The sequence below is a fragment of the Streptomyces sp. 13-12-16 genome, from assembly GCF_002114215.1.
Classification (GTDB): Bacteria; Actinomycetota; Actinomycetes; order Streptomycetales; family Streptomycetaceae; genus Streptomyces.
Genome location: NZ_NCTE01000247.1, coordinates 1 through 21,312, shown reverse-complemented (window position 1 = coordinate 21,312; position 21,312 = coordinate 1). Strand labels below are relative to the sequence as shown.

General features: G+C 69.4%; 22 protein-coding genes and 1 pseudogene. 8 read left to right on the top strand and 15 right to left on the bottom strand.

What is annotated here, in order from left to right:
* On the bottom strand, positions 1-837 hold an 837-nt coding region (locus B7767_RS11120; protein ID WP_085572058.1), incomplete at its 3' end, for an SPFH domain-containing protein.
* A 289-nt stretch (positions 838-1,126) separates the two neighbouring features.
* Positions 1,127-1,579 carry a hypothetical protein gene (locus B7767_RS11115; RefSeq protein ID WP_085572057.1) on the bottom strand — a complete coding sequence of 151 codons (453 nt, stop codon included), beginning with the start codon at positions 1,577-1,579 and terminating at the stop codon, positions 1,127-1,129.
* Positions 1,580-1,749: 170 nt separating this feature from the next.
* On the opposite strand from B7767_RS11115, the gene B7767_RS11110 reads away from it, so the two are divergent.
* A complete protein-coding gene (locus tag B7767_RS11110; protein WP_085572056.1) occupies positions 1,750-2,265 on the top strand; it encodes a hypothetical protein in 516 nt (171 codons plus the stop codon).
* A gap of 155 nt (positions 2,266-2,420) precedes the next feature.
* On the opposite strand, the gene B7767_RS11105 is transcribed toward B7767_RS11110, so the two are convergent.
* Both B7767_RS11105 and B7767_RS11100 read right to left on the bottom strand, forming a co-directional pair.
* On the bottom strand, positions 2,421-4,589 hold the full coding sequence (locus B7767_RS11105; protein WP_085572055.1) for an MMPL family transporter: 2,169 nt from the start codon (positions 4,587-4,589) through the stop codon (positions 2,421-2,423).
* A 26-nt stretch (positions 4,590-4,615) separates the two neighbouring features.
* Positions 4,616-5,164, bottom strand: coding sequence for a TetR/AcrR family transcriptional regulator (locus tag B7767_RS11100; protein WP_085572054.1), 549 nt, complete (start codon positions 5,162-5,164; stop codon positions 4,616-4,618).
* Between the two features lie 529 nt (positions 5,165-5,693).
* On the opposite strand from B7767_RS11100, the gene B7767_RS11095 reads away from it, so the two are divergent.
* Entirely contained in the window at positions 5,694-7,865 is a 2,172-nt protein-coding gene (locus tag B7767_RS11095) for a TerD family protein (RefSeq protein WP_085572053.1), read from the top strand.
* 111 nt (positions 7,866-7,976) lie between these two features.
* Here B7767_RS11095 and B7767_RS11090 read toward each other — a convergent pair whose 3' ends face one another.
* The 9 genes from B7767_RS11090 to B7767_RS46305 form a co-directional block, all read right to left on the bottom strand.
* Positions 7,977-8,267, bottom strand: a complete 291-nt coding sequence (locus B7767_RS11090) for a hypothetical protein (RefSeq protein ID WP_085572052.1) — start codon at positions 8,265-8,267, stop codon at positions 7,977-7,979.
* A 234-nt stretch (positions 8,268-8,501) separates the two neighbouring features.
* Positions 8,502-9,599 (bottom strand): serine hydrolase domain-containing protein, encoded by a 1,098-nt coding sequence (locus tag B7767_RS11085; RefSeq protein ID WP_085572061.1) that lies wholly within the window; start codon positions 9,597-9,599, stop codon positions 8,502-8,504.
* Positions 9,596-10,024, bottom strand: a complete 429-nt coding sequence (locus B7767_RS11080; RefSeq protein ID WP_085572051.1) for a pyridoxamine 5'-phosphate oxidase family protein — start codon at positions 10,022-10,024, stop codon at positions 9,596-9,598. Before B7767_RS11080 ends, B7767_RS11085 begins: the two co-directional genes overlap by 4 nt.
* A gap of 324 nt (positions 10,025-10,348) precedes the next feature.
* Entirely contained in the window at positions 10,349-11,365 is a 1,017-nt protein-coding gene (locus B7767_RS11075; protein ID WP_085572050.1) for an NADPH:quinone oxidoreductase family protein, read from the bottom strand.
* Between the two features lie 46 nt (positions 11,366-11,411).
* Complete coding sequence (locus B7767_RS11070; protein WP_085572049.1) at positions 11,412-11,777, bottom strand: MerR family transcriptional regulator; 366 nt, start codon at positions 11,775-11,777, stop codon at positions 11,412-11,414.
* A 101-nt stretch (positions 11,778-11,878) separates the two neighbouring features.
* Positions 11,879-12,442, bottom strand: a complete 564-nt coding sequence (locus tag B7767_RS11065) for a dihydrofolate reductase family protein (RefSeq protein WP_085572048.1) — start codon at positions 12,440-12,442, stop codon at positions 11,879-11,881.
* The gene (locus tag B7767_RS11060; protein ID WP_179167107.1) at positions 12,442-12,600 is read right to left on the bottom strand and encodes a hypothetical protein; all 159 of its coding nucleotides are present in this window, start codon (positions 12,598-12,600) and stop codon (positions 12,442-12,444) included. Before B7767_RS11060 ends, B7767_RS11065 begins: the two co-directional genes overlap by 1 nt.
* Positions 12,601-12,759: 159 nt before the next feature.
* Positions 12,760-13,650 carry a peptidoglycan DD-metalloendopeptidase family protein gene (locus B7767_RS11055; RefSeq protein WP_256923397.1) on the bottom strand — a complete coding sequence of 297 codons (891 nt, stop codon included), beginning with the start codon at positions 13,648-13,650 and terminating at the stop codon, positions 12,760-12,762.
* Between the two features lie 486 nt (positions 13,651-14,136).
* Positions 14,137-14,544 (bottom strand): hypothetical protein, encoded by a 408-nt coding sequence (locus tag B7767_RS46305; RefSeq protein WP_218775786.1) that lies wholly within the window; start codon positions 14,542-14,544, stop codon positions 14,137-14,139.
* Positions 14,545-15,216: 672 nt separating this feature from the next.
* On the opposite strand from B7767_RS46305, the gene B7767_RS11050 reads away from it, so the two are divergent.
* From B7767_RS11050 to B7767_RS11040, 3 genes are all read left to right on the top strand, one after another.
* Positions 15,217-16,101, top strand: a complete 885-nt coding sequence (locus tag B7767_RS11050) for a hypothetical protein (RefSeq protein WP_085572059.1) — start codon at positions 15,217-15,219, stop codon at positions 16,099-16,101.
* Between the two features lie 254 nt (positions 16,102-16,355).
* The gene (locus tag B7767_RS11045; protein WP_085572046.1) at positions 16,356-17,093 is read left to right on the top strand and encodes a flavodoxin family protein; all 738 of its coding nucleotides are present in this window, start codon (positions 16,356-16,358) and stop codon (positions 17,091-17,093) included.
* 109 nt (positions 17,094-17,202) lie between these two features.
* Positions 17,203-17,763 (top strand): DM13 domain-containing protein, encoded by a 561-nt coding sequence (locus B7767_RS11040; RefSeq protein ID WP_085572045.1) that lies wholly within the window; start codon positions 17,203-17,205, stop codon positions 17,761-17,763.
* Between the two features lie 158 nt (positions 17,764-17,921).
* On the opposite strand, the gene B7767_RS11035 is transcribed toward B7767_RS11040, so the two are convergent.
* The gene (locus tag B7767_RS11035; RefSeq protein ID WP_256923396.1) at positions 17,922-18,296 is read right to left on the bottom strand and encodes an STAS domain-containing protein; all 375 of its coding nucleotides are present in this window, start codon (positions 18,294-18,296) and stop codon (positions 17,922-17,924) included.
* Positions 18,297-18,473: 177 nt separating this feature from the next.
* Here B7767_RS11035 and B7767_RS11030 point away from each other — a divergent pair, with 177 nt between their 5' ends.
* Together B7767_RS11030 and B7767_RS11025 are read left to right on the top strand one after the other, a co-directional pair.
* Positions 18,474-18,953, top strand: a complete 480-nt coding sequence (locus B7767_RS11030; protein WP_085572043.1) for an ATP-binding protein — start codon at positions 18,474-18,476, stop codon at positions 18,951-18,953.
* Positions 18,954-19,297: 344 nt separating this feature from the next.
* Positions 19,298-19,657: an STAS domain-containing protein gene (locus B7767_RS11025; RefSeq protein ID WP_085572042.1), complete on the top strand. Its 360-nt coding sequence runs from the start codon at positions 19,298-19,300 to the stop codon at positions 19,655-19,657.
* A gap of 414 nt (positions 19,658-20,071) precedes the next feature.
* Here B7767_RS11025 and B7767_RS11020 read toward each other — a convergent pair.
* Positions 20,072-20,449, bottom strand: a pseudogene (locus B7767_RS11020) (cupin domain-containing protein); the annotation flags it as partial.
* Positions 20,450-20,806: 357 nt separating this feature from the next.
* Between B7767_RS11020 and B7767_RS11015 the strand changes: the two are divergent.
* Positions 20,807-21,312 (top strand): RNA polymerase sigma factor (locus B7767_RS11015; protein WP_085572041.1); only part of this gene is annotated, 506 nt, incomplete at its 3' end.

Genomic DNA, 21,312 nt, shown 5'->3' with positions numbered 1-21,312 from the left:
CTCGGCCTCCGCGCGGGCGAGCGCCACCGAACGGGCGGCCTCGGCCTCGGCGAGCTTGACCGTGCGCGCCGCCTCGGCCTGCGCGCGCACCCGGTCCGCCGCCGCGCTCTCCTCCGCCTCACGGCGCGCGTTCGTCCCGCGCTGTTCCACCAGCCGTTCCTCGCGGCGGGCGAGTTCGATCCGGCTGGCCAGTTCGTTCTCGGCGATGGCGCGCTCGCGCTCGACGGCGACGGCCCGCCGCTCGTACGTCGCCCGGTCGGCCTCCTGCTGGATCAGCTCCCGGGCGGGCGTACGCAGCGCGCGCTCCACCTCCGCCTCGGGACGCACCGCCATGACCCGTACGGCCACCACCTCGATCCCGGTGGCCGGCAGCCGGGGCTCGGCGCCGAGACCCGCCGCGATCCGGTCGCGCACCGCGGCCACCCCGTCGACCAGCGCCGTGGACAGCGGGGTGCGGGCCAGCACGTCCAGCGCGTGCTGCTGGGCCGTCTCGGTGAGCAGTGTGCCCAATTGCTCCAGCGGGGCCCCGCGCCAGGCCCCGGTGTCGGGGTCGACGGAGAAGTCCAGGCGGGCGGCGGCGAGTGCCGGGTCGCCGATCCGGTAGGTGACGGTCGCCTGCACCGACACGTCCTGGAAATCGGCCGTGCGGGCGCGGAAGGTCATGGCCAGCTCACGGTCCTCGACCGGCACCTCGGAGAGCGCTGCGGTCAACGGACGGAACCAGAAGCCGAGTCCTGGCCCGTCGTGCACCAGCTTGCCGCCGCGGTGGTGACGGATGTGTGCCGTGGGCGTGGAACGCAGGTGGCGCCAGCCCAGACGCCGGGTGATGTCGGCCACGGGACCTCCCTCTTTCTCGTCCCGCTGACGATAATGGGGAGCTCTATTTTCGTCAAGGAGACGAAAATGGAGGGCGCGGCGCGGTCGTCACGCTCGGAAGCGGGGGGAGCCGGCAGCCGATTTCCGCCGGGCCGGTTCAGCGGGCGTGCGGGAGTTGCCGGAGCGGTTCGATGACCTGCTTCACCTTGACCACCTCACGGCCGCGACGCAGGCGCGGTCCCTCCAGCACCGCGGCCACCACCCGGCCGTCGGCGCGTCGTGCGTGGTCGCGTGGCGGAGGTGCATGGGCTCAAGCCGGTTCGCCGAAGTGGTCGAGAAGCCTTTGCTGGAGTCCCTGGAGCACCGGGTCCGGTTGCTTGAGCCTCGTGAGGCGCCTCACCGCTGTCGCGGCGTACTCCTCGCCCTCGTCCACCGCCGCCGCGAGCGCGAACCCGTTCAGGGCGTCCATGTTCGACGCCGCGCCGAAATCCTGGCCCGCCGGAAGCAGGCAGCGGTCCAGGGGTGTCTCGTCGCTGGTGATCACGTTCGCGACCAGCGACGGCTGCCAGTCCTCGGCATTGGTGAGTGAATGGTGGGTGTCGAACCGAACGGTGACGGTTTCGCCTGCGGCGATCGCCACGCTGTACCGTCCCTCTTCGTCGGTGAAAACGTGATCGAGCTCGGTCAGATCATCACCGTAGACACTGACTTTGATCATAAAGATCGAACCGTTGTCGGAAATCGCTCGCACCTGTCCGAACACCTGAGTCTCCTCCCGGTCGGACCACCGCCGGAGACCACTCCTGTGTCCAGTCTGTGTGTGCCCTGTCGCCGCCGCCAATCGGGGGCGAGGCGTCCGTGGCGAACCGATGCCGGATCAGGGCCGCGTTACCCTATGGCCGATCAGGATCACACCGTGTTGGGGGGGCGGGCATGGCGACGGGGGGCGAGGCGATCCTGGCCGAACTCGGATCTCTTCCGGCTCACGTGCGCGCGGACTGCATCCAAGTCCTCGATGCGGCCGTACGGACCGCTCCCCGGACGTGGACCCGCCGAAGGGGCGTCCGACTGCAGTGGATCACGCTCCGTGACGGCGGCGATGCCGTCGTGGCGCAGGTGGACTCCGGCGAACTGAGCGAGCACGTCGACTGGGACGGTCCACGTTCCGCCCGCTCTTTCGCCGGTGCCCTGCGGGAAAAGCTGGGAACGCACCGGTGCGCGGCTCTGGTCTACGGGAACGCCGTCGACTCGCGCACATGGGGCTGGGTCCTCCCGCTCCTGCTCGGGCAGTTGCCCAGGCTGGACACGGCGGTGATGGTCGACGTCGCACACCGCACCGGAGCCCGATCCACCTTCTCGTTCCCGGTCGGATACCGGCGCTCGCCCGTCCGGCGCCTGCGGTTCGAGGAGGACGTGCACGCGATCCTGCGGTGCGCCGGGAACATGTGACCCGTGTCCCACGCCCTCCGTCACCGTTTCGTCCCCTCGTCGGGGATCACGGAGACGGTGTGTTCCCCGAGGCGGCCGGAAAGGGCGGGGGAGCGAAGGAGGACGGGGACCGCTGTGCGGGCCCCGTCCTCCGAACTGCGGTCCGGTGTGCGGGTCTAGACCGGGACGGGGGTTTCGTCGCGTGTCTCCGCGTCCAGCCGCCGGTTCAGCTTCTCACCCTCGATGTCGAGGTCGGGCAGGGCCTTGTCGACGGGCCCCGGCAGCCACCAGGCGGCACGGCCGAGCAGTGACATCACCGCCGGTACCAGCGCCATGCGGACGACGAAGGCGTCGATGACCACGCCGACGGCGAGGGCGAACCCGATGGACTTGATGATCGGGTCGTCCATCAGGACGAAGCCTCCGAACACGGACGTCATGATGAGCGCGGCGGCCGTGACGACGCGGGCGTTGTGGCCCATGCCGCTGACCATGGCCGCCTGCGGGTCGGCGCCGTGGACGAAGTCCTCGCGCATGCGGGAGACGAGGAAGACCTCGTAGTCCATGGCGAGGCCGAACAGGATGCCGATGAGCAGGATCGGCAGGAAGCTCACCAGCGGGCCGGGGGTGTCGACGCCCACCAGGCCGGCGAGGTGGCCCTCCTGGAAGATGGCGACGGTGATGCCGAAGGTCGCGCCCACGGTGAGCAGGAAGCCCAGGGCCGCCTTCAGCGGTACCAGGACCGACCGGAAGACCAGCATGAGCAGCAGGATGGACAGGCCCACCACCAGGAGCAGATACACCGGCAGGGCGTCGGCGAGCTTCTCCGAGACGTCGATGCCCAGGGCGGTCGCGCCGGTGAGGGCGATGTCGGCGCCCTCGATGTCCGCGACCCGGTCGCGGATGTCGTGGACGGCGTCCTCGGTGGCGACGGCGGTCGGGCCGGCCTCGGGGATGACGGCCAGCAGGGCGGTGGTGCCCTGCTCGTTCAGCTGCGGCGGGGCCACGGCCAGGATGCCGTCGGTGTCCTTGATGAGCGCGGTGGCCTTCTCGGCGGCCGCCCCGGTGGACCGCGCGTCCTCACCGTTGACGACGGCGATGAGACGGCCGTTGAAGCCCTCGCCGAAGCCCTCGGACGTCAGGTCGTACGCCTCTCGTGCGGGGGAGCCCTCGGCGGCGGTGCCCGCGTCCGGGAGGGCCATGCGCATGTCCTGGGCCGGGAGGGCGAGCGCGCCCAGGCCGAGGATGCCGACGACCAGGAGCGGTACGCGCAGCCTGGTGACGAGCCGGCCCCAGGTGAAGCCGAAGCCCTCGGTGACGGCGCTCTCCTCGGCGGGCTTTCCGCCCGCGCGGCGCTGCTTGCGCGGCAGGATCCTGTCGCCGGCGAAGGAGAGGAAGGCCGGCAGCAGGGTGAGGGCGACCAGCACGGCGACGGCGACGGTGCCCGCTGCGGCCAGGCCCATCACGCTCAGGAAGGGAATGCCGACGACGGAGAGGCCCGCCAGGGCGATGACGACGGTGGCACCGGCGAAGACGACGGCGGAGCCGGCGGTGCCGGTCGCGCGGCCGGCGGCCTCCTCGGGCTGGAGGCCCTCGGCCAGGTACTGGCGGTAGCGGGAGGTGATGAAGAGCGAGTAGTCGATGCCGACGGCCAGGCCCAGCATCAGCGCCAGGATGGGGGCGGTGGAGGTCAGTTCGATGACACCGGTCAGGGAGAAGAGGCCGGCCATGCCGACCGCGACGCCGATCAGCGCGTTCAGCAGGGTCATGCCGGCGGCGACCAGCGAGCCGAAGGTGACGACCAGGACCACCGCGGCGACCAGGACGCCGAGCGCCTCGGTGGAGCCGACCTCCACCTCACCGCCCATGACCTCGCCGCCGTGCTCGATCCGCAGGCCCTCGGCGTCGGCGCCGACGGCCTCGTAGGCCGCCTTCTGCTCGTCGGTGACCTCGTCGGCGGCCTTGTCGAACTGCACCTGGATCAGGGCGTAACGGCCGTCCTGGGAGACGGAGCCGGCCTGGAACGGGTCCATGGCGGCGGTGACGCCGTCGATCCCGGAGACTTCCTTCACCACGGGTGCCACCGCGGTGGGGGAGAGCTTCTCACCCTCGGGCGCGGCGACGACGATGGCGCCGGTCGCCCCGCCGGCCTGCGGGAACTGCCGGTCGAGGTCGTCCAGCGCCCGCTGGGACTCGGTGCCCGGCATGGAGAACTTGTCGCTGGTCGGGCCCATCAGGGTGGCGGCTCCGATGCCCAGCAGGGTCAGCAGGAGCAGCCAGACCGCGGCTATTCGGCCTCTTCTGCGGAAGGAGAACCGCCCGAGCCGGTACAGCAAGGTCGCCATGGAGGAGGGGTCTTTCCGTTAGGGGGTCAACTGGGGGTGTGGTCAAGCGTCCGCAGCGCACTGCGGATCATTTCGGCACGCAGCACCTCGTCCGGTGCCACCTCGTCATCGGTGGCGCCGGTGATGAAGACACCGCCCAGCACCATCCACGCCGCCACCCGGGCCGGTGCCCGCTGCGAGCGGCCGGCCAGCGCGTCCAGCAGCCGGTCCGCCAACTCGATGACGTTGAGGTCCTGGTGGCAGGACATCTCGGCGATGTCCTCGAAGAGGAGCCGGATCTCGCGGCGGAACCGCAGCGTCAGGTCGACGTATCCGACGACGGTCTCCTCCACCAGCCGGCCGCCCTCCAGCCCGGCCACGCGGTCGAGCAGCGCGGCGAGGGCGTCCTGGGCAGGGGTCAGCAGTTCGGTGAAGATCTTTTCCTTGCCGGCGAAGTGGTAGAGGAGCGACGCCTTCGAGCAGCCCACGTCGGAGGCGATGTCCTGCAACGAGGTGCCGCGGAAGCCGTGCACGGCGAACAGCCGCAGTGCCGACTCCAGGATCTGACCGCGCATGGCGGAGGCGGAGCGTGCCATTCCTCAACCATAACTGTCCGATCGGTCAGAACTGACCGATCGGACAGTGTGTTGCTATGGCTTGCGTCACTCTTCCCGTCCGGGGCTTGTACGGGCCGCGCACCGCCGGCCTCGCCGACTCGCGCACGGAAAAGCGCCGGCCCTCGAAGAGCGCGACGCCGACGGGACCGGTGCGGGAAGCGACCGGCTTCGTACCGGGCGGTGCGAACGGACCTGCTCGACAGGCAGCGGATCCCGCTCGCACCCCACCGGATCAGGACGTGGCCGTCCCCCCTCCTCACCGGCGCCGGCCCGGACGGCTGTCAGGTGGACGGCAGCCACGGCCAGGACGACGTGCCGCCACCGGGCCGGGTGCCGGTGTACTCGGCAGTGGTCCGGGCCGGACCCCCTCTTCGAGGCCGACGGCCGCCGCTCCCCGACCTGAACCGAAAGAGCAGGCCCTCCCCCTGGGGACGGGGGTGATCACGACGCCGGGGCACGTACGAAAACTCCTGTGCACCGCCTCGCACACCTCTGCGATCATCCCCGAATGGCGCACAGTCTCGAATCGCTGGTCATCCGGCACACCCACCGCCTTCCCTCCCCCCGGGGCTCCGCGGGCGAAGGAGCCACCGCCGCGCGGCAGTTCGACGCGGCGTTGGCATCCGTGGGCTTCAAGCTCTCGGCGAAGCTGCTGGAGCGGCTGTCCGGGCTGTCCGAGGCCGCGGTCGTGCACACCGCCAGGCGGACGCTGCGCACCGTGAGCGAGATGGTGGGCGACCACGTCCGGCACAACTCGTACTTCATCGACTTTCCGGCGAACGTGCCGGACACCGAAGAGTTCTGGATGCGGTGTGTGACGAAGGCGCTCGCCGACGACACGTCGCGGAAGAACGTGCTGACGCAACTGGCACACGGGGTGCTGGACCTGCTCAGCCTCCCCACGTACGGCCGCTACCAGCACACCTACGAGGAGATGCTCGCGGCGCAGGACGAGCTGATCGCCTCGGCGGGCGACCGGGTGACCGTCCTGCACCTCGGGCGGGACCTGGACGACGAACTCACGGACCTGTACCTGGCCTTGGCGGGCAGTACGACGCCACTGGGCGAGGACCGTCTGCGCGACCTCGCGATCCTCGCCGAACGGTGCGCGCCCGGCCCCCAGCCGGAGTCGATCCCGGTCCGGGAGAACCGGGCGGTCGTCAACAAGGCCCGTCTCGCTGTCGGCGCGGACCTCCTGCTGGACACCGTCACCGATGTGCTGCGGCTGGCCTGCGCGCTGTCGGGCGGCGACGTGACGCTGCAGGAGCCGACCCGGTTCCGGGCTCTCTCGCGGCCGGTCCGCCGCGCGCTGCTCGCGGGCCTCGACGCCGTGGTCGCGGCGAACCCCGCCAGACTGGCCGATGTGCACGCGCACCGCGAGCCCTTCAAGCGGCTCGGTGAGCGTCTCCACCCGCACGAGTACCCGCGCTGGCCACACGCCGCCGATGTGTTCGCCGTGGCGCGGGGCGAGAAGGAGGCGCGGTCCTTCGACAGCCGTGTCGAGGAGCTGCTCGACGAGTTCGACGTCCTCGGTGCGGTACGACTGCTGAAGTCCGCGCCCGGCAAGCTGTTCCGCGCCCTGGACCACCTGCTGCGCATCGCCGCCGACCGGGAGCAGCGGGACGCGGTGGTGGACGCCGCGGTACAGGTCGCTCCCGAGGTCTCCGGCCGGGTCGTGCTCTCGGTCCGCGAGCACTTCCGGAACCGGGAGCGGGAGACCGGCGAACCCCGGATCTTCGTCAATCGCCGGGGCCGGGGCTGGGCCGCCCCCGACGCCCGGCGGCCGGTCCCCGCCGCCGACCGCGATCGTCTGATCGCGGCCCTCGACGCCGAGACGCGCCGCAGGCTCCCGGCACCGGGCCGGCTGCTGCTCGGCCCCGACATCCTCGACGTGGCGCTCCCGCTCAGCGGCAGGGCGACCGCGACCGGGCTCGGCGTACTGCCGCGAGGTTCGCTCTCGGCGGTCGACGGCGAACAACTGCGCTTCTTCGTGTACTGGAAGGAGACCGGGCACCGGACCGACTACGACCTCTCGGCGCTGCTTCTCCACGCCGACTACAGCACCGACTCCTGGCTCTCCTACACGTCCCTCAAGGCCGTCGGGGGCGAGCACTCGGGCGATGTCACCGAGGCGCCCGACGGGGCCTCGGAATTCATCAGCCTGTCCCTGGACCGGGTGCGCGGCGCATTCATCGTTCCGCAGGTCAACATCTACGCCGGCGAGGGCTTCGAGGAGGTCGAGGAGTCGTTCTTCGGTTTCATGCTGCGCGACCGCGAGCAGAGAGGCCGGCCGTTCGAACCGCGCACGGTACGCATGAAGTCGGAGCTCCGCGGAACGGGCCGGGTGGCGCTGCCACTGGTGTTCCGGCGCGAGGACGACGGCCGGTGGCGCGCGAAGTGGCTGCACCTGTATCTGAAGGGCGTCTCGTCGGCCAACCGGGTCGAGGAGAACCAGCTGTCGGTGTCCAAGGTGGTGCGCGCCGTGGTGGAACGCGAACAGCTGACGGTGCGGTACCTGATCGACCTGATGGCCGGTGACACCACGGCCGTGGAACTGTGGGACGGCGGGCCGGTCCCGGACGAACCCGTGACGTACATCGGTCTCGAACGTCCCGAAGGGCTGCACCCGGACTCCCGGATCATCACCCTTGAGAATCTGCGCGACCTGATCCCGGGCTGAGTGCTAGCCTTGTCCACGGCGAGGCCATGAAAGGGCTTCCTTCTCACATCCTTCCTGAACAAGCTCTTTCGCTTTCCTCGCCCTCGACGTCGCTTCGGGCGGCACCCGCACTCACCGCGCGGGTGCCGCCCGAGCCGTTTTCACGGTTCGTTCCGCATGGTCACAGTCGGAGCGCACGGCGCGCACCAGCAGCGGGCCGAGCTGCCCGTGGGCACGCGTCATCGCTGCCGCCCGCGGCGACGGCTTTTCGAGCATCAAGCGCCAGGAGCGAAGCCGTCTGGAGCGGTCCTCGTCGAGAGACATGCCGGCCCGGTGCCGTGCCTCGGCCCGGAGCACGGCGATCTGATACCGCTGACGGTGCTCGGGATCCACGGCCCAGGGAACGAGATCGTCGTCCCGCACGATGCGACGGTCGAGTCCTCGGAGTCGGCGAAAGCTGCCCCACGATGAAGGCCGGGATCACCGCCTGAGACATCGACCGCCGGACTCCGGCGAAGTCGTACGAGATCACGGTGGACGGCGGGAGAACGGTCACGCTGGACCTGTGCCGAGCACATGCCGCGCCTCTCGAAGAGATCGAAGCGACGAAGAAGAAGACCCGGGGACGATCCGAGGAAGGCTTCGCGGTGCCGGGACTCAAGCACGTGGGGCGATCTCGGCTGTGGTCAGGTCCGCGAGTCGTTGTGCGGTGTCGAAGTGGGGGGTGAGACGGGTCTTGGTCATGGCGAAGGAGATGCCGGTGGCGGTGTCGGCGCAGACGTAGCTGCCGCCGCCACCGACCCAGCCGAACGTGGTGGGTGTCTCGTCCGGCCGAGTACCGATGCGGCCGATCGGATAGCCCAGGGCCAGCCGCACATGGTTGCCGAAGACCTGGTCGGTGCCCTCGAAGGACACGGCCGTCAACTCCTCGAGCCGGTGCGAACCGATGAGCCGGCCGTCGAGGAGCGCGGCATTCACGGCAGAGATTCCCCGCGCGGTGAAGGTGCCGACCGACGGGATGTCCGCTTGCAGGATCGCATGACTGTTGCCCATGGCGGCGGTCGGCCGCATTTCCCAGGGCGCGAGGACGGAATCGCCGTCGGGCGGGGCGGCCGGGTGCGGTGCGGAGTCCTCGAGGCGGGCCAGCCGGGCCAGGTCGGTTCGGGGCACAGCGAAGTACAGGTCACCGTCGAGGCCCAGGGGCGTGGTGACCCACTCGTGCAAGAGCTGCCGCATCGGCCTGCCCGTGGCCCGGCGTGCGACCTCGCCCACGAGGAAGCCATAGGTGAACGAGTGGTATCCCGTCCTGGTCCCGGGGCGCCACCGCGGTTCGGCGTCGGCGATCGCGGCGCAGACCCGCGACCAGTCGGTCAGATCGGCGGGGCCGATGCCACGAGGCATCGCCGGCACGCCGACCGAGTGGGTGAGCACGTGTCGAAGAGTCGCGGTCGCCTTGCCATGGGCACCGAACTCCGGCCACAGGTCGGCCACTGGTGTGTCGTACCCGACATCACCGGTCCTGACGAGCAGGTGAGCGATCAGCGACGTCATGACCTTGCCGGCGGAGAAGCTGAAGAACGGGGTCTCCGGAGTCACCCTGCGCCCGGTCCGGCCGTCGGCGGTGCCGGCGACAGCGTCGACGACAAGAGCACCGTGGTGGTGAACGGCGACCTGCACGCCGGTTTCCGCCCCCGTGTCAACGAGTTCGTCGAGCAGGCTCTGGACCTTCTGCTGCAGTGAGGGCGTCATCGTCACCGACTCGGCCACGTGTAGCGGGTCCGGCTGGACGTCGGCAGCTTGCCGAAAGCGAACCCGACAACCGGGGCCACTCGGTACGGCCCGATGTCGCCGGCGACGACGGCCTCGCCCATCCGGTACCAGGCACTCTCGATGACCACGTCCACACCGGTCAGGGGGTTCGTGCCAGTCGTCAGCACACAGCGGGAATCGTGCTCGAGATTCCGTGCCTTGCGCTCCTGACCACCCGTGGTGAAGCACACGCCGTCCAGACTCCGAGCCGCCGACGACGGCGTCACGTGCGGTCGCCCGTCGGGCCGCACCGTGGAAAGCCAGCACACCTCCGCCTCGTCGAGGAGCGCCGACACCGACGCCCACGGCGTCGCTTGCGCGCCCGGAGACGAGAACGGTCCCAGCACGGTGTCCGGTTCACTGTCCAACATGTCACATCCCTCATGAGGCACGGTCAGCCGATCAGCATGGGTGAAGCGGCGACGGCAAGCCGATCCATCATGTCCTCCGGCAGGTGTCACGTGCCGTCCTGGCGATGACCCGAACCCGCCGAGAGACTCATGGGTCCACGCGCGTACCAGCGATTCGTCGCTGCGTAACGCACTTGCTCGTGGTCAGGCCCGGATCACCCGAACGGGAACCGCGTCCGACGGATCAAATCCGTCGGACGGTGAGCGGAAGGCTCCTCAGCGGCGTTCAGGGTCCGGTGGATCCGGAGCCGTTCCGTCCCGTGGGCGGCCCGTCCCAGACGGTTCCTAGCGCCAGGGATCGAGGGCGTGCTTGCCGTGGGTCCGGCCCGCTTCGAGTTCCTGCAGCACCATCGCCCCCTCCGCCAAGGGGTGGACCTCGGGGGTGCCGGGCGTGTACACGCCGTAGGCGATGAGGGCCTCGATCTCGACGAGCAACGACCGGTAGAGGGACGGCGCCGCAGTCGCCAGCGCACCGATGTGCAGACCCTTGACCTGGACCTGGTGGGTGAAGACCAGGTCGTGCGTGGTCAGAGTGGCGTCGCCGGAAGCGGCGCCGAACACGACGATGCGTCCGGTGAAGGGTTTGGTGACCGACAGGCTGGCCTCGAACGTGGCCTGTCCCACCGATTCCAGGACCAGGTCGACCCCGCCGGTGAGGCGGGTGATCTCCTCGGCCAGATCGGGGCGCCGGCTGTCCAGGACCTCGTCGGCGCCGAGCGCTTTGACGGTGTCGTGCTTCGCCGGTGACGCTGTGGCGATCACGCGCGCGCCGTAGTGGCCGGCGAGGCAGACGGCGGCCTGCCCCACGCCTCCGGCCGCGGCATGTACGAGGACTGTCTCACCCGCCTCGATCCCACCCAGCGGTTTCAGTGCCGCCAGGGCGGTGGTCCAGTTCAGCACCAGGCCGAGGGCCGAGGCGTCGCTCCAGCCGGAAGGCACGGGGAGCACACCCGTGGCCGGCATTGTCATGTACTGCGCGAAAGCGCCGGGGCCGGTGCCGACGACGTGCATGCCGGACGGGAGCGGGCTCTCGACGTCCGGGCCGGCCCCCACGATCTCGCCGGCGGCCTCGAAGCCCGCCACGTACGGCGCTTGCGGACCGGCTCCGTAAGTTCCACGCGTCTGCATGACGTCGGCGAAGTTGATCCCGGCGGCGGCGACGCGGATCAGGTACTCGCCGGGCCCCGGGGTGGGGAGGCGATGACCGGTCGTCAGGGTCAGGTCCTTCGGTCCTCGGCGCGATCGCTGGACCAGTGCTCGCATCGTCTGCTCAGCGGTGTGCCGCCGCTCGTTGGTCTCCATGCGCCGAACGTAGGAGTCTGACACTTGTGTCAAGGTCAAGCGGCAGTCATGGATCAGTGCGACGGGCCTGTCGAAGGTAGGCGTCGAGTGCCGCCTGCTGATCGTTGAGGACGGCGATGCGAGCGGCGAGCCGATCGCGATAGCTCTGCACTTCGTGCAGGAACTCCACGCACACCACGTCGGCGCCGGTATCGGATCCGTCGGTGAGGTGCGGCAGGACCTCCCTGATCAATCGCACGGGCAGCCCGGACTCCAGTAGTGAGCGGATGACGAGCACCCGGTCGACAGTGGACCGGCAGTAGTCGCGGAAGCCGTTGCTGGAACGGCCGGGGGCGATCAGGCCCTCGTCCTCGTAGTGCCGCAGCGATCTCGCGCTCACGCCGCTGACTCTGGAAGCTTCACCGATCTTCATGCCTGGAGACAACGTCCAGGAGCACCGCGAGCTTCCAGCACTCGTCGCTGTGACGGAATGTGGTCCTGCTCAGGCGTCAACGACCTCGTCTCCCGCAACGGTCAGTGGGCCACGCGGTAGTGGAGGTGGACGAATCTCGAGCTGAAGGTGCGGGTCCCGACGAGTTCGGGATCCACCCGGCGCCCGTGCCGGGGAAAGAACGGAACGCCACCACCCACCAGCACCGGGTGGACCACGATCCGGTACTCGTCGATCAGCCCCGACGCGGCCGCCTCGGCGGCGAGAGTCGCACCGCCGATGGCGATGTCGCCCGCCCCCGGCCCGGTCCGCAGCAGCCCGATCTCCTCCGCCGGGCTGCCGGAGGCCAGGCGGGCGTTGCCCTGCACCGTCGACAGCGTGGTGGAGAACACCACCTTGGGGAGCGGCTTCCAGAGCGCGGCCCGTTCGAGCGACGCGTCGTCGAGCGAGGGATCCTGGTCGGCGGTCTCCCAGTACAGCGTCGTCTCGTACAGCCGTCGTCCCATCAGGTGAACGCCGACCTCCCGGATCTCGCCGGTCCAGAAGCGGAAGACCTCCTCGTCGGGCGCCGCCCGGTCGAAGCCGCCGTCCGGCCCGGCGATGCAGCCGTCGAGTGAGACGTTCATCGAACAGGTCACGCTGCGCATCAGGAGTCCTCTGTGCGATCAAGGGCGTGCGCGACGCCGGGGCCGGGAAGGGGCATCGCGTCGTACTCGGGCCCGGCGAGCCCCAGCGGAACACCGGTCACCACGGCGAACCGGCACAGCGCCGACGGCATGGACGTCCACAGGACCGCGGCCGCCACGCACCGTGCCCACGGGGGACAGGTGCAAAGGTCGTACACCGGTCGGAGCACTCATGCCGTGCTGAGCCCGGGACGTCCCACGAGCCGACCGCGTGCGAAGCGGGCGCCTGCCCGGACGGGGGAGGGGCGGATCACCGTCGGTTGTTTCCCGTGGGCTGCTCACCACGACGGCTTGCGGCACTGGGCGTAGACGAACGGGCCCGCCGGATGGTCCTCGAAGTGGAGGTGCGGGCCGGTGACGTCGCCGGTCCTGCCGACTTTGCCGATCCTCTGGCCCGCCTTGACCGACTGGCCCACGTCGGCGCCCCGGTGCGACAGGTGGCAGTAGACGTAGACCCGGCCGTTGTCGGCTTGAAGGCCGATCCAGCGGCCGTACGCGCCCCCGTTGTCGTTCGACCACCGGACCGTGCCGTTGCGGACGGCGACCACGGGGGTTTCGTCCGGCGCGGCGTAGTCGTCCCCGGTGTGGTAACCGGCCTTGTAGCGCGGGTTCTTGACCCCGAAGGGGTAGGTGACGTGGTGCTTGGGCACCGGGGAGACCACTCGGCCGCCCGGTGGCTGGTGGCCGTCGGGACCGACCTTGAAACCGAAGCGGTCGCCGAGCTTCTTGAGCGATACCTCCCCCGGGATTCCGTCCGCCTGCGCGCCGGAGAAGCCCAGGTGGCGCTGCCATCTGGCGTACGCGTCCTGGGTGAGCCGGCCGAAGACGCCGGGGCCCGAGCTGGAGTCGAGTCCCACGGCCGCCGCCAAGGCCTTCTGGACGACCAGGACGCTGTCGTTGTGCGCGCCGGGTTTGACCTGGGACAGGAGTACGGTCTTGGACATGGGGAGCATTCCTTCGACGTTGGTCTTGGGTACGAGGTGCTCCGGAGTCACGTCCGCGTACATGTCCCAGTTGAACATGACGCACCGCGACTGTCCGTCTTCGCCGAATTGCTTTCCGAACTGCGTCCGGTTGTGGTAGCCGATACCGGGCAGATTCGTTTCATGGACACCCTCGGGCACACTTTGGATGTGATCGACGAGTTTTCGCCACCGAGGTACTGCCATCCTCGTCCCACCTTCCGAAATCAACAGCCGGCATCGGCGGCGTTCGGCGGTTCCGAGGGGTTCGAGAGGCTCTGAGTACTCATTGGTCCTTGATCCAGTACAGCACCTGAGACCCTTGATCACCACTTGGGCCATGGCCTGGCTGTATGTGTTCGCCGTAGGCCGTTCTGGGTTTCCCAGGTCCCCGATGGCGCTCTGCTCACGTTCCGGCAAGCGCCTGCGCCCGATTTCGCGCCTCCAGGAAGCGGGCTGTCCGGCAGGTGGGCGGGAAACTGGCCTTGACCATGCCATATTCGTGGCCGCCGCGATGCGGCCGGCGCCGCATCCTCCGCCTCGCCCGCCACTGGCCCCGGAGCCACGAGAGCACCGGCGCCCTCGGACGGCCCCCGCTCCTGCCCACCACCGGCTCCACAAGGCGGAAGGGCCCACCGGCTCCGTCGGCGGACCCTCGCGGAAGATCGAGGCCATCGAGCCCCGATGGTGTATTCACATCACGTTCCAGACGTCTTCGCCGAGCCAGCCTTGAGGGTCTCTGAGTTCATCGGGGACATCGAGCGTCGGTGTCACGATGGAATCATTCCCGGACCGCGCCATGGTGGCGTAGAGCTTGAACGTATGCACAGCAAAGGTGTCGAGTCTTGTTTTAAGGTTTGGCCCGACGGAGACGACGAACGAGTCATTGCTTTCGCCTCCCGGGTGAGTCCACTCGATGATCCACAAGTAGGTTCGACCTTCGGTGCTCCCCCTGAGGAACAAGTGTCGATCTGCATGCAGTCCCGCCCTGCGGTCCGTGAAAGTTCGTGCGGCAGGGAGGAGCTCCTCGGTGGCGAATTTATTGAATTCGTTCTCGTCCGCATCGGGACGTAGTTTGATGTGATGAACACAAACTGCCATATCTGAACCTTCCCGGGAATCGGCCCGTAGGGCGCGGCGGACGGTTGTGGGCCTGGCCCGATCCCGCCCATGCGTGGAGGATGCTGCTCGCCAGTGGCGTTGCCGCTGGGTTTGATGAGAGTTGGCGATCATTGACGGGTGTGTTGTCAGACCGCGCGTCGGAATCGGCACAACGGCCTGCGGTCCTTCCCGTACGTGTCCTGCGTACTTTGAGCGGGCAGGCCGATATGGCCGCGTTGCGATGACCTTACGCCTGTGTGGCCCCACTCGTCGGAACTATTGCAGCCACCTGCGAAGCTTGCCACCGCAGCCTGTGACCGCTAAGCCGGACGGCGTACCCGGAACCCATTTCGTGCGACGAACAATTCCGGCCCATGGAATTCTTTGAGGTGTTGAACTTGAGCTCGTGATATCGCTCGACAGCTTGCTGTGTCGCGGTGACCGCCGATCCGCACGCCGGTGCTTTCCGGTCGGGAGGCTACGGTCGGGGGTTCCTCCTGGAACCATGCGGGTCCCGCCGAGCTCGAAACAAGGACCGTTCACCCGTTCGCACGCGGCGCCACCCTGCTGCTCGCGTGTCACCTGGTCGTTCCCGCATTTCCACATCCTGTGAAATGACAATAATCCCCGACATGCTCCCCCACGCCACTGGAGACACCCATGCCCACGCCCATGCCCATGCTGGCAATCAAGGGGACGTACCGGATCATCAACACCCGGCCCGACGGCGACACCGTCTCCTTCCTGCCCCAGGACCCGGGCTTCTGGTGCGACGTGCCCGGCAGGAACCGGGTCAAGCGCAACAGCCGTGGCGGCGGCACGGTCCGGATGGACGCCATCGACGCACTGGAAACCCACTACGAGGGGGTCGGGCCCGACGAGGTCCACCAGCCACTGGACCTGGGAGCTCGCGCCGCCCGCGACGAGTTGCTGTCCTGGCTGGGCTTCGGCACCGTCCTCATGGACGAAAAGGAGAAGGTCACCGCCTCGACCCCGGAGACCGTACCCGGCTTCATCCTCGCGAGCGGCGCCGACACGTTCGGCCGCTGCATCGCCCTGGTCGGCCGGGGCGACTTGCCGTCAGGTCTCAAGAACGGCGAACGCACCGTCGTGACCACCGACCACCTGCACCAGACCGCCAACCACCGACTGCTTGAACTCGGCCTGGTCTACCCGACCTTCTACAGCAAACTTCCCGAAGAACTGCGCGCCGACATGGCCGACACCACCCGGCAGGCACGCGCCACCAAGGCCCCCAACAGCGTGTGGGCCAAGGACGTGACCTTCGAGAGCGGGGCCAAAATCGAGAAGCTCGATTCCATCACCGAGCACCAGGTGATCCTCCCGAAGCTGTTCCGTCGCCTCGCGGACTACATCCGCCTCTTCGGTCCGTCCCTGAGCTGCTTCCCCGCCTACCTGGCCGGTGAGTACGAAGAGTTCCGCCTCTCAGGGCAGGAGGAGTCCCTCCACGGACTGCAGCAGGTCATCGAGATCACTGACAACAACACCATCAGGATGACCCGGCTGATCGAGGACATCACCATCGTCGAGAAGTGACCCCGCTGACCTCGAGCCCTCAGACCGGTCACTGACGGGCTCGTGCACGGGAGGCGGTGAGGCGTCGGGGACGGCGGTGGGGCCCGGTGTTCATACGCAGTGCGCCATCGCACCGGCGAGACCGACTCCCGATGTCACCGACTGATTCGACGCGCCGAAACAGGACAATTCGCGTTTTCCGCGAGACGCTGCCGTCGGGGCGGCGCGCAGTGCCGCCTCCCGAATTCGTCCGCCTTCCTTCCCGGGAGTCCGCCATGGCAGTACCGCTCGCCCCGTCCACCGAGGACGTTTACCGCTACGACGACCTGCACGCCCTCTTCGTCAACTGCACGCTCAAGCCGTCCCCCCAGCTCAGCCACACCCAGGGGCTCGTCGACAGGAGTCGGGCGATCATGGAAGCGCGGGGGGTGACCACGGAGCTCGTGCGCGCGGTCGACCAGGACATCGCACCGGGTGTCTACCCGGACATGACCGAGCACGGCTTCGCCACCGACGCCTGGCCCACGCTGTACGAGAAGGTGATGGCCGCAGACATCCTGGTCCTGGCCGGGCCCATCTGGCTCGGCGACAACAGCTCCGTCACCAAACAGGTCATCGAGCGCCTGTACAGCTGCTCGAGCTTGCTCAACACCCAGGGGCAGTACGCCTATTACGGGCGGGTCGGAGGGTGTCTGATCACCGGTAACGAGGACGGCGTCAAACACTGTGCCATGAACGTCCTCTACAGCCTGCAGCACCTGGGCTACACGATCCCTCCGCAGGCGGACGCGGGCTGGATCGGCGCGGCCGGGCCTGGTCCCTCGTACCTGGACCCCGGTTCGGGCGGGCCGGGGAATGACTTCACCAACCGCAACACCTCCTTCATGACCTGGAACCTGATGCACCTGGCAGCCCTGCTCAAACGCGCAGGAGGCATCCCGGCGTACGGAAACCAGCGGTCGGAATGGGACGCCGGCTGCCGACCGGAGGCGGACAACCCCGAACACCGCTGAGCATGACGGTGCGCCGTAAGGATCTCGTCATCTCCTGCGGGGTGCAGTACGGCCGCCCGATTCCGTTGAATGGGACAGGACGGACGAACCCCCAGGAGGCGAGGCGGAGATGGGACGCGTACGGAAGGTGCCGGCACGACCGTTGGTCATCACGGTGCTGGTGGCTGTGGCCGTCGGAGGCGGCTTCGGGCTGTACTGGTTCCAGCCATGGAAGCTGTGGCAGGACAGGACCGTCGAGGAGGCGCTGCCCCCATTGGCGGAAACCTCCGCTCCTCCTGCGGCGTCGTCCTCCTCGACGCCCACCACGCCGACCGGGCCGCAGACACTGGCGAGCGGTGAGCTGATCAGCCACGAGCACGCGACATCGGGCACGGTGAAGCTCGTACGGCTTGCCGACGGCTCCCGCATCGTCCGGCTGGAGAACCTCGACACCAGCAACGGCCCCGATCTGCGCGTGTGGCTCACCGACGCACCGGTGAAGGAGGGGAAGGCCGGCTGGCACGTCTTCGACGACGGGCAATATGTCAGCCTCGGCAGGCTCAAGGGCAATAAGGGCAGCCAGAACTACACCCTGCCCGAAGACGTCGACCCCACTCGGTACACCAGCGTCAGCATTTGGTGTGACCGATTCGACGTCTCCTTCGGCGCCGCCGAACTCGCCCGTGTCTGACTCCGGTCCGGCGAGGCCGGGAGGATGCGGGCGGTTCGCGGGACGTCTCACAGGCACCGTCGTCATCTGCACGACGACCGCTTTGACCATCGTCGTCCTCGGCCACGTCCCCACTGGCCGTCGACGCATCTTCCATGATCGGGAGTTGCGCCGAACGGTCAGCCGTCGAGGGCGTCCTGCAGGGTGGGGCGGCAGTCGATGATCTGGTCGAGGCCGACGATCTGCAGGGTGCGCAGTACGGCGGGGGTGGGCGCGGCAAGTCGTAGCCAGCCTCCTGCCGCGGTGGCGGTGTGGTGGGCCGTGAGGAGGATGTTGATGCCGCTGGAGTCCATGAAGGTGACCTGCCGCAGGTCGGCCACGATGCGGGGCCGGCCGGTGAGGGAGGGGTCCAGGGCGTGGCGGAGCGTCTCGCCGGTGTCGTGGTCGATTTCACCGGCCAGTGTCAGGACGCAGGCGTCGTGGGCGGTGGTGGCGGTGACCGAGAGCCCGCTGCCGGGATGCGGCGCCTGCTCGGTGGATTGTGCGTCTGTCATATGTTCCTCGGCCATGGGGGTGATACTGGCACATCAGGCCGTGCCCGCGGTGCTGCCCTGCACGGTGCGGGCAAGGGCCTTGACGGTGCGGGCGGTCGGGGAAGGGGTGGGGGGTGTGTGCCGCGTACGGGTGGGTATGCGCGCTGGGTGATGAACGGGGCAGTGAGGGCGGCGGGGATGGCAGCAGTGCCCGTGGGCGGGGACGGTACTACGCCGGGGGAGAAGGCCATACAGGCCACGCTCGTGTTGGACGGGGACGGAGCGGGTATCGCCCGGGCCCGTCACCTGGCCGTCGGCTTTCTCGCCCGAGTACAGGCCGAGTACGGCCTGCCGGTCTCCCGGCGCGCGATGGACGTGACGCAGTTGGTGGTCAGTGAGCTGGTCACCAACGCCCGTAAGTACGCCCCCGGTCCGGCGCTGATGGACCTGCGCATCGCCGGTGACACGGTGGAGGTGTCGGTGTGGGACTCCGATCCGGTGCTGCCGATCGCCCGGGCCGCGGACGCCGGCCGGGTCGGCCAGCACGGCCTGGAGATCGTCATGGCCGTCGCCCGGGGTTTCGAGGCGCGGCGTGAGCCGGTGGGCAAACGCATCACTGCCCGCCTCGCCCTGGCCGACGACCCCGGCGAAGCCCTCACCGGACGACAGCCGCTGTAGAGGGTCCGGCCCTCGGCGCGACACTCCTGCCGCCCGCTCGAGTTCACCGGCCTGTGCCGCGGCCTTCTCCGGCACCGACGCACGGGCCTCGCCCGCCCGCATCCCGGTGTCGTTCCTCCGGCTCCGCCGCACAGCGTTTTTCTGACAGTGAGTCGCGGTCGCGCGCGGCAGTGTGCGACGGTGGACGGACAACGAGACCGGCCGACACCTTCCGGTGCCGGCCTTCGGGGAGTCGGGCGTTGCCCCCATCCCGGGCACCCGGCCCCGCCATCGTCGTTCGCCCCCTTCCCCGGGGGTGCTTCGCCTTTGGGCTCATCAACCCCCCGGAAGGGGGCGCGCCCGCCGTGAACATCGTCACAGTCATCGACGGTACGTCCGCACACATCACCCCGTACGGGGACATCGACTTCGACACCCTGCCCCCGTTGCGCGCCGCCGCCGACGCCCTGCCGGCACACGTGACCGCCCTTGTGTGGGACCTGAACCACACGGCCTTCATGGACACCGCCGGCCTCCACCTCCTCTTCGCCCCCCGCCCGCCCGGCGGCCCGAACCGCCGCACGACCGTGACGGGACTGTGCAGCCAGCCGCTGCGCCTGCTGTTCCTGGCCGCCGACCTGCACCCCGCCGTCTTCGACCTCACCCGCCTGTTCCCCGACACGCCGCCCACCGGCCTCCAGCAGACGGCGCCCGAAGGGCCGTGACGGGGCACCCGGACACCGACCCGGGAGCGAAGCCCGCAACGGGGGACCGGGAACCGAATCGATCAGCCAGTGGGTACGTCATGCGATCGTGTGGTGTCGCTGGTGCCCCCTGGGCAACGGCCCCGGCCGGGGGCCAAGGGACGTACTCCGGCGAACGTGTGGGACTGCTGCGTCCGCGGTGGCCGGGCGAGCCTCCCACCGCGTGTCCCGCGCGTCGTCACGCTGCCCGATGAACCAGCCCGGGAAGGCGTCCCTGTTCGCAGTGCGCCAGGAGAAGGGCAGACAGGCTCCCGCCGGCTCGACGGGCCGGCTCTCGGGCCCGGATCGCGAAACGACGGAACAGCGCGAGGCCGACTGCGGCACATTCTGCACCGAGCACGGCGTTGAGCTCCGCGCCGCCTTGTGACGCGCTGGTCAGGCCGCCGTGCCGGGAGCGGGCGGAATGTGGACGGTCATGATCAGGTGGCATGTCCCGGTGCCCGAGCCGCGGTAGGTGTGGGGGACGTCGCCGTCGAACGTTGCGGTCTGCCCGGTGTCGACCGGATGCTCGGCGCCGTCGACGACGAGCACCATCCGCCCGGCTGTGACGCTGACGGTCTCCACGACGCCGGTCTGGTGCGGGTGGCTGGGGTACTCCTCGCCCGGTTCCAGTTTCCAGCGCCAGACCTCGACCGGTGCCGGTCCCGACGTGGTGAGCATGAGCCGCGCCTCGCCGCCCTTCTTCCCGGCCCACAGGGGCATGACGGTGTCGGCGGACACGACCCTCACACGGCCTTCGGCCGGTCCTTCCATCTCCCCGGGGCAGGCGGGCCGACCCACGCGGGTCCGTCTGCTCCGGGGCCCTGTCGACGCGGGCTCGAGCCCAGTACCGCACGCGAGCTTGAGACCTCGTGTCTCAGAGCCGCTGGTCAACGGTCGGACGACGGCGGGCCGCTCCAGCGGGTCGGCCTCGGTGGACGGCCGTTCCCGTACGCCGTACCCGACCACCCCGTCCGCGACGGGCGTCGTTGTTCTTTCATCGGGTGGGTGTCATGAGGCGTACGGTGCCCGGGGCGGCGGCGTGAACCCGTTCGCGGCGACTCGGCAAGTACAGGGTGTGACCACCCACCATCCTGACACCCACCGACCCCACCAACGGACGGACCGTCCATGACCGACCTGGCCGGCGGCGACGCCGAGCTCATCGCGGCCTCACTCGAGGAACCCGAGCGTTTCGCGGCGCTCTTCGACCGTCACGCCCCGGCGATCCATCAGTACGTCGCCCGGCGGCTCGGGCGGGACGCGGCCGACGACGTCACCGCCGAGACGTTCTTGACGGCCTTCCGGATACGGGCCCGGTTCGACCCGGCCCGCGCCGGCGTCCGGCCCTGGTTGTACGGCATCGCCGCCAAGCAGATCAGCCGGCACCGCCGGGAGGAGGTCAGGGCACTGAAACTGCTCGCCCGCACCGGCCACGACCCGGTCGCGGACAGCTGGACCGACTCCGCCGACGACCGCCTCGCTGCCGAGGCCGCCGCCCGCCCACTGGCCGGGGCACTGGCCCGTCTCTCCGCGGGCGACCGGCACGTCCTGCTGCTCTTCGCCTGGGCCGACCTCGGCTACCAGGAGATCGCCGAAGCCCTCGACATTCCCGTCGGCACCGTCCGCTCCCGCCT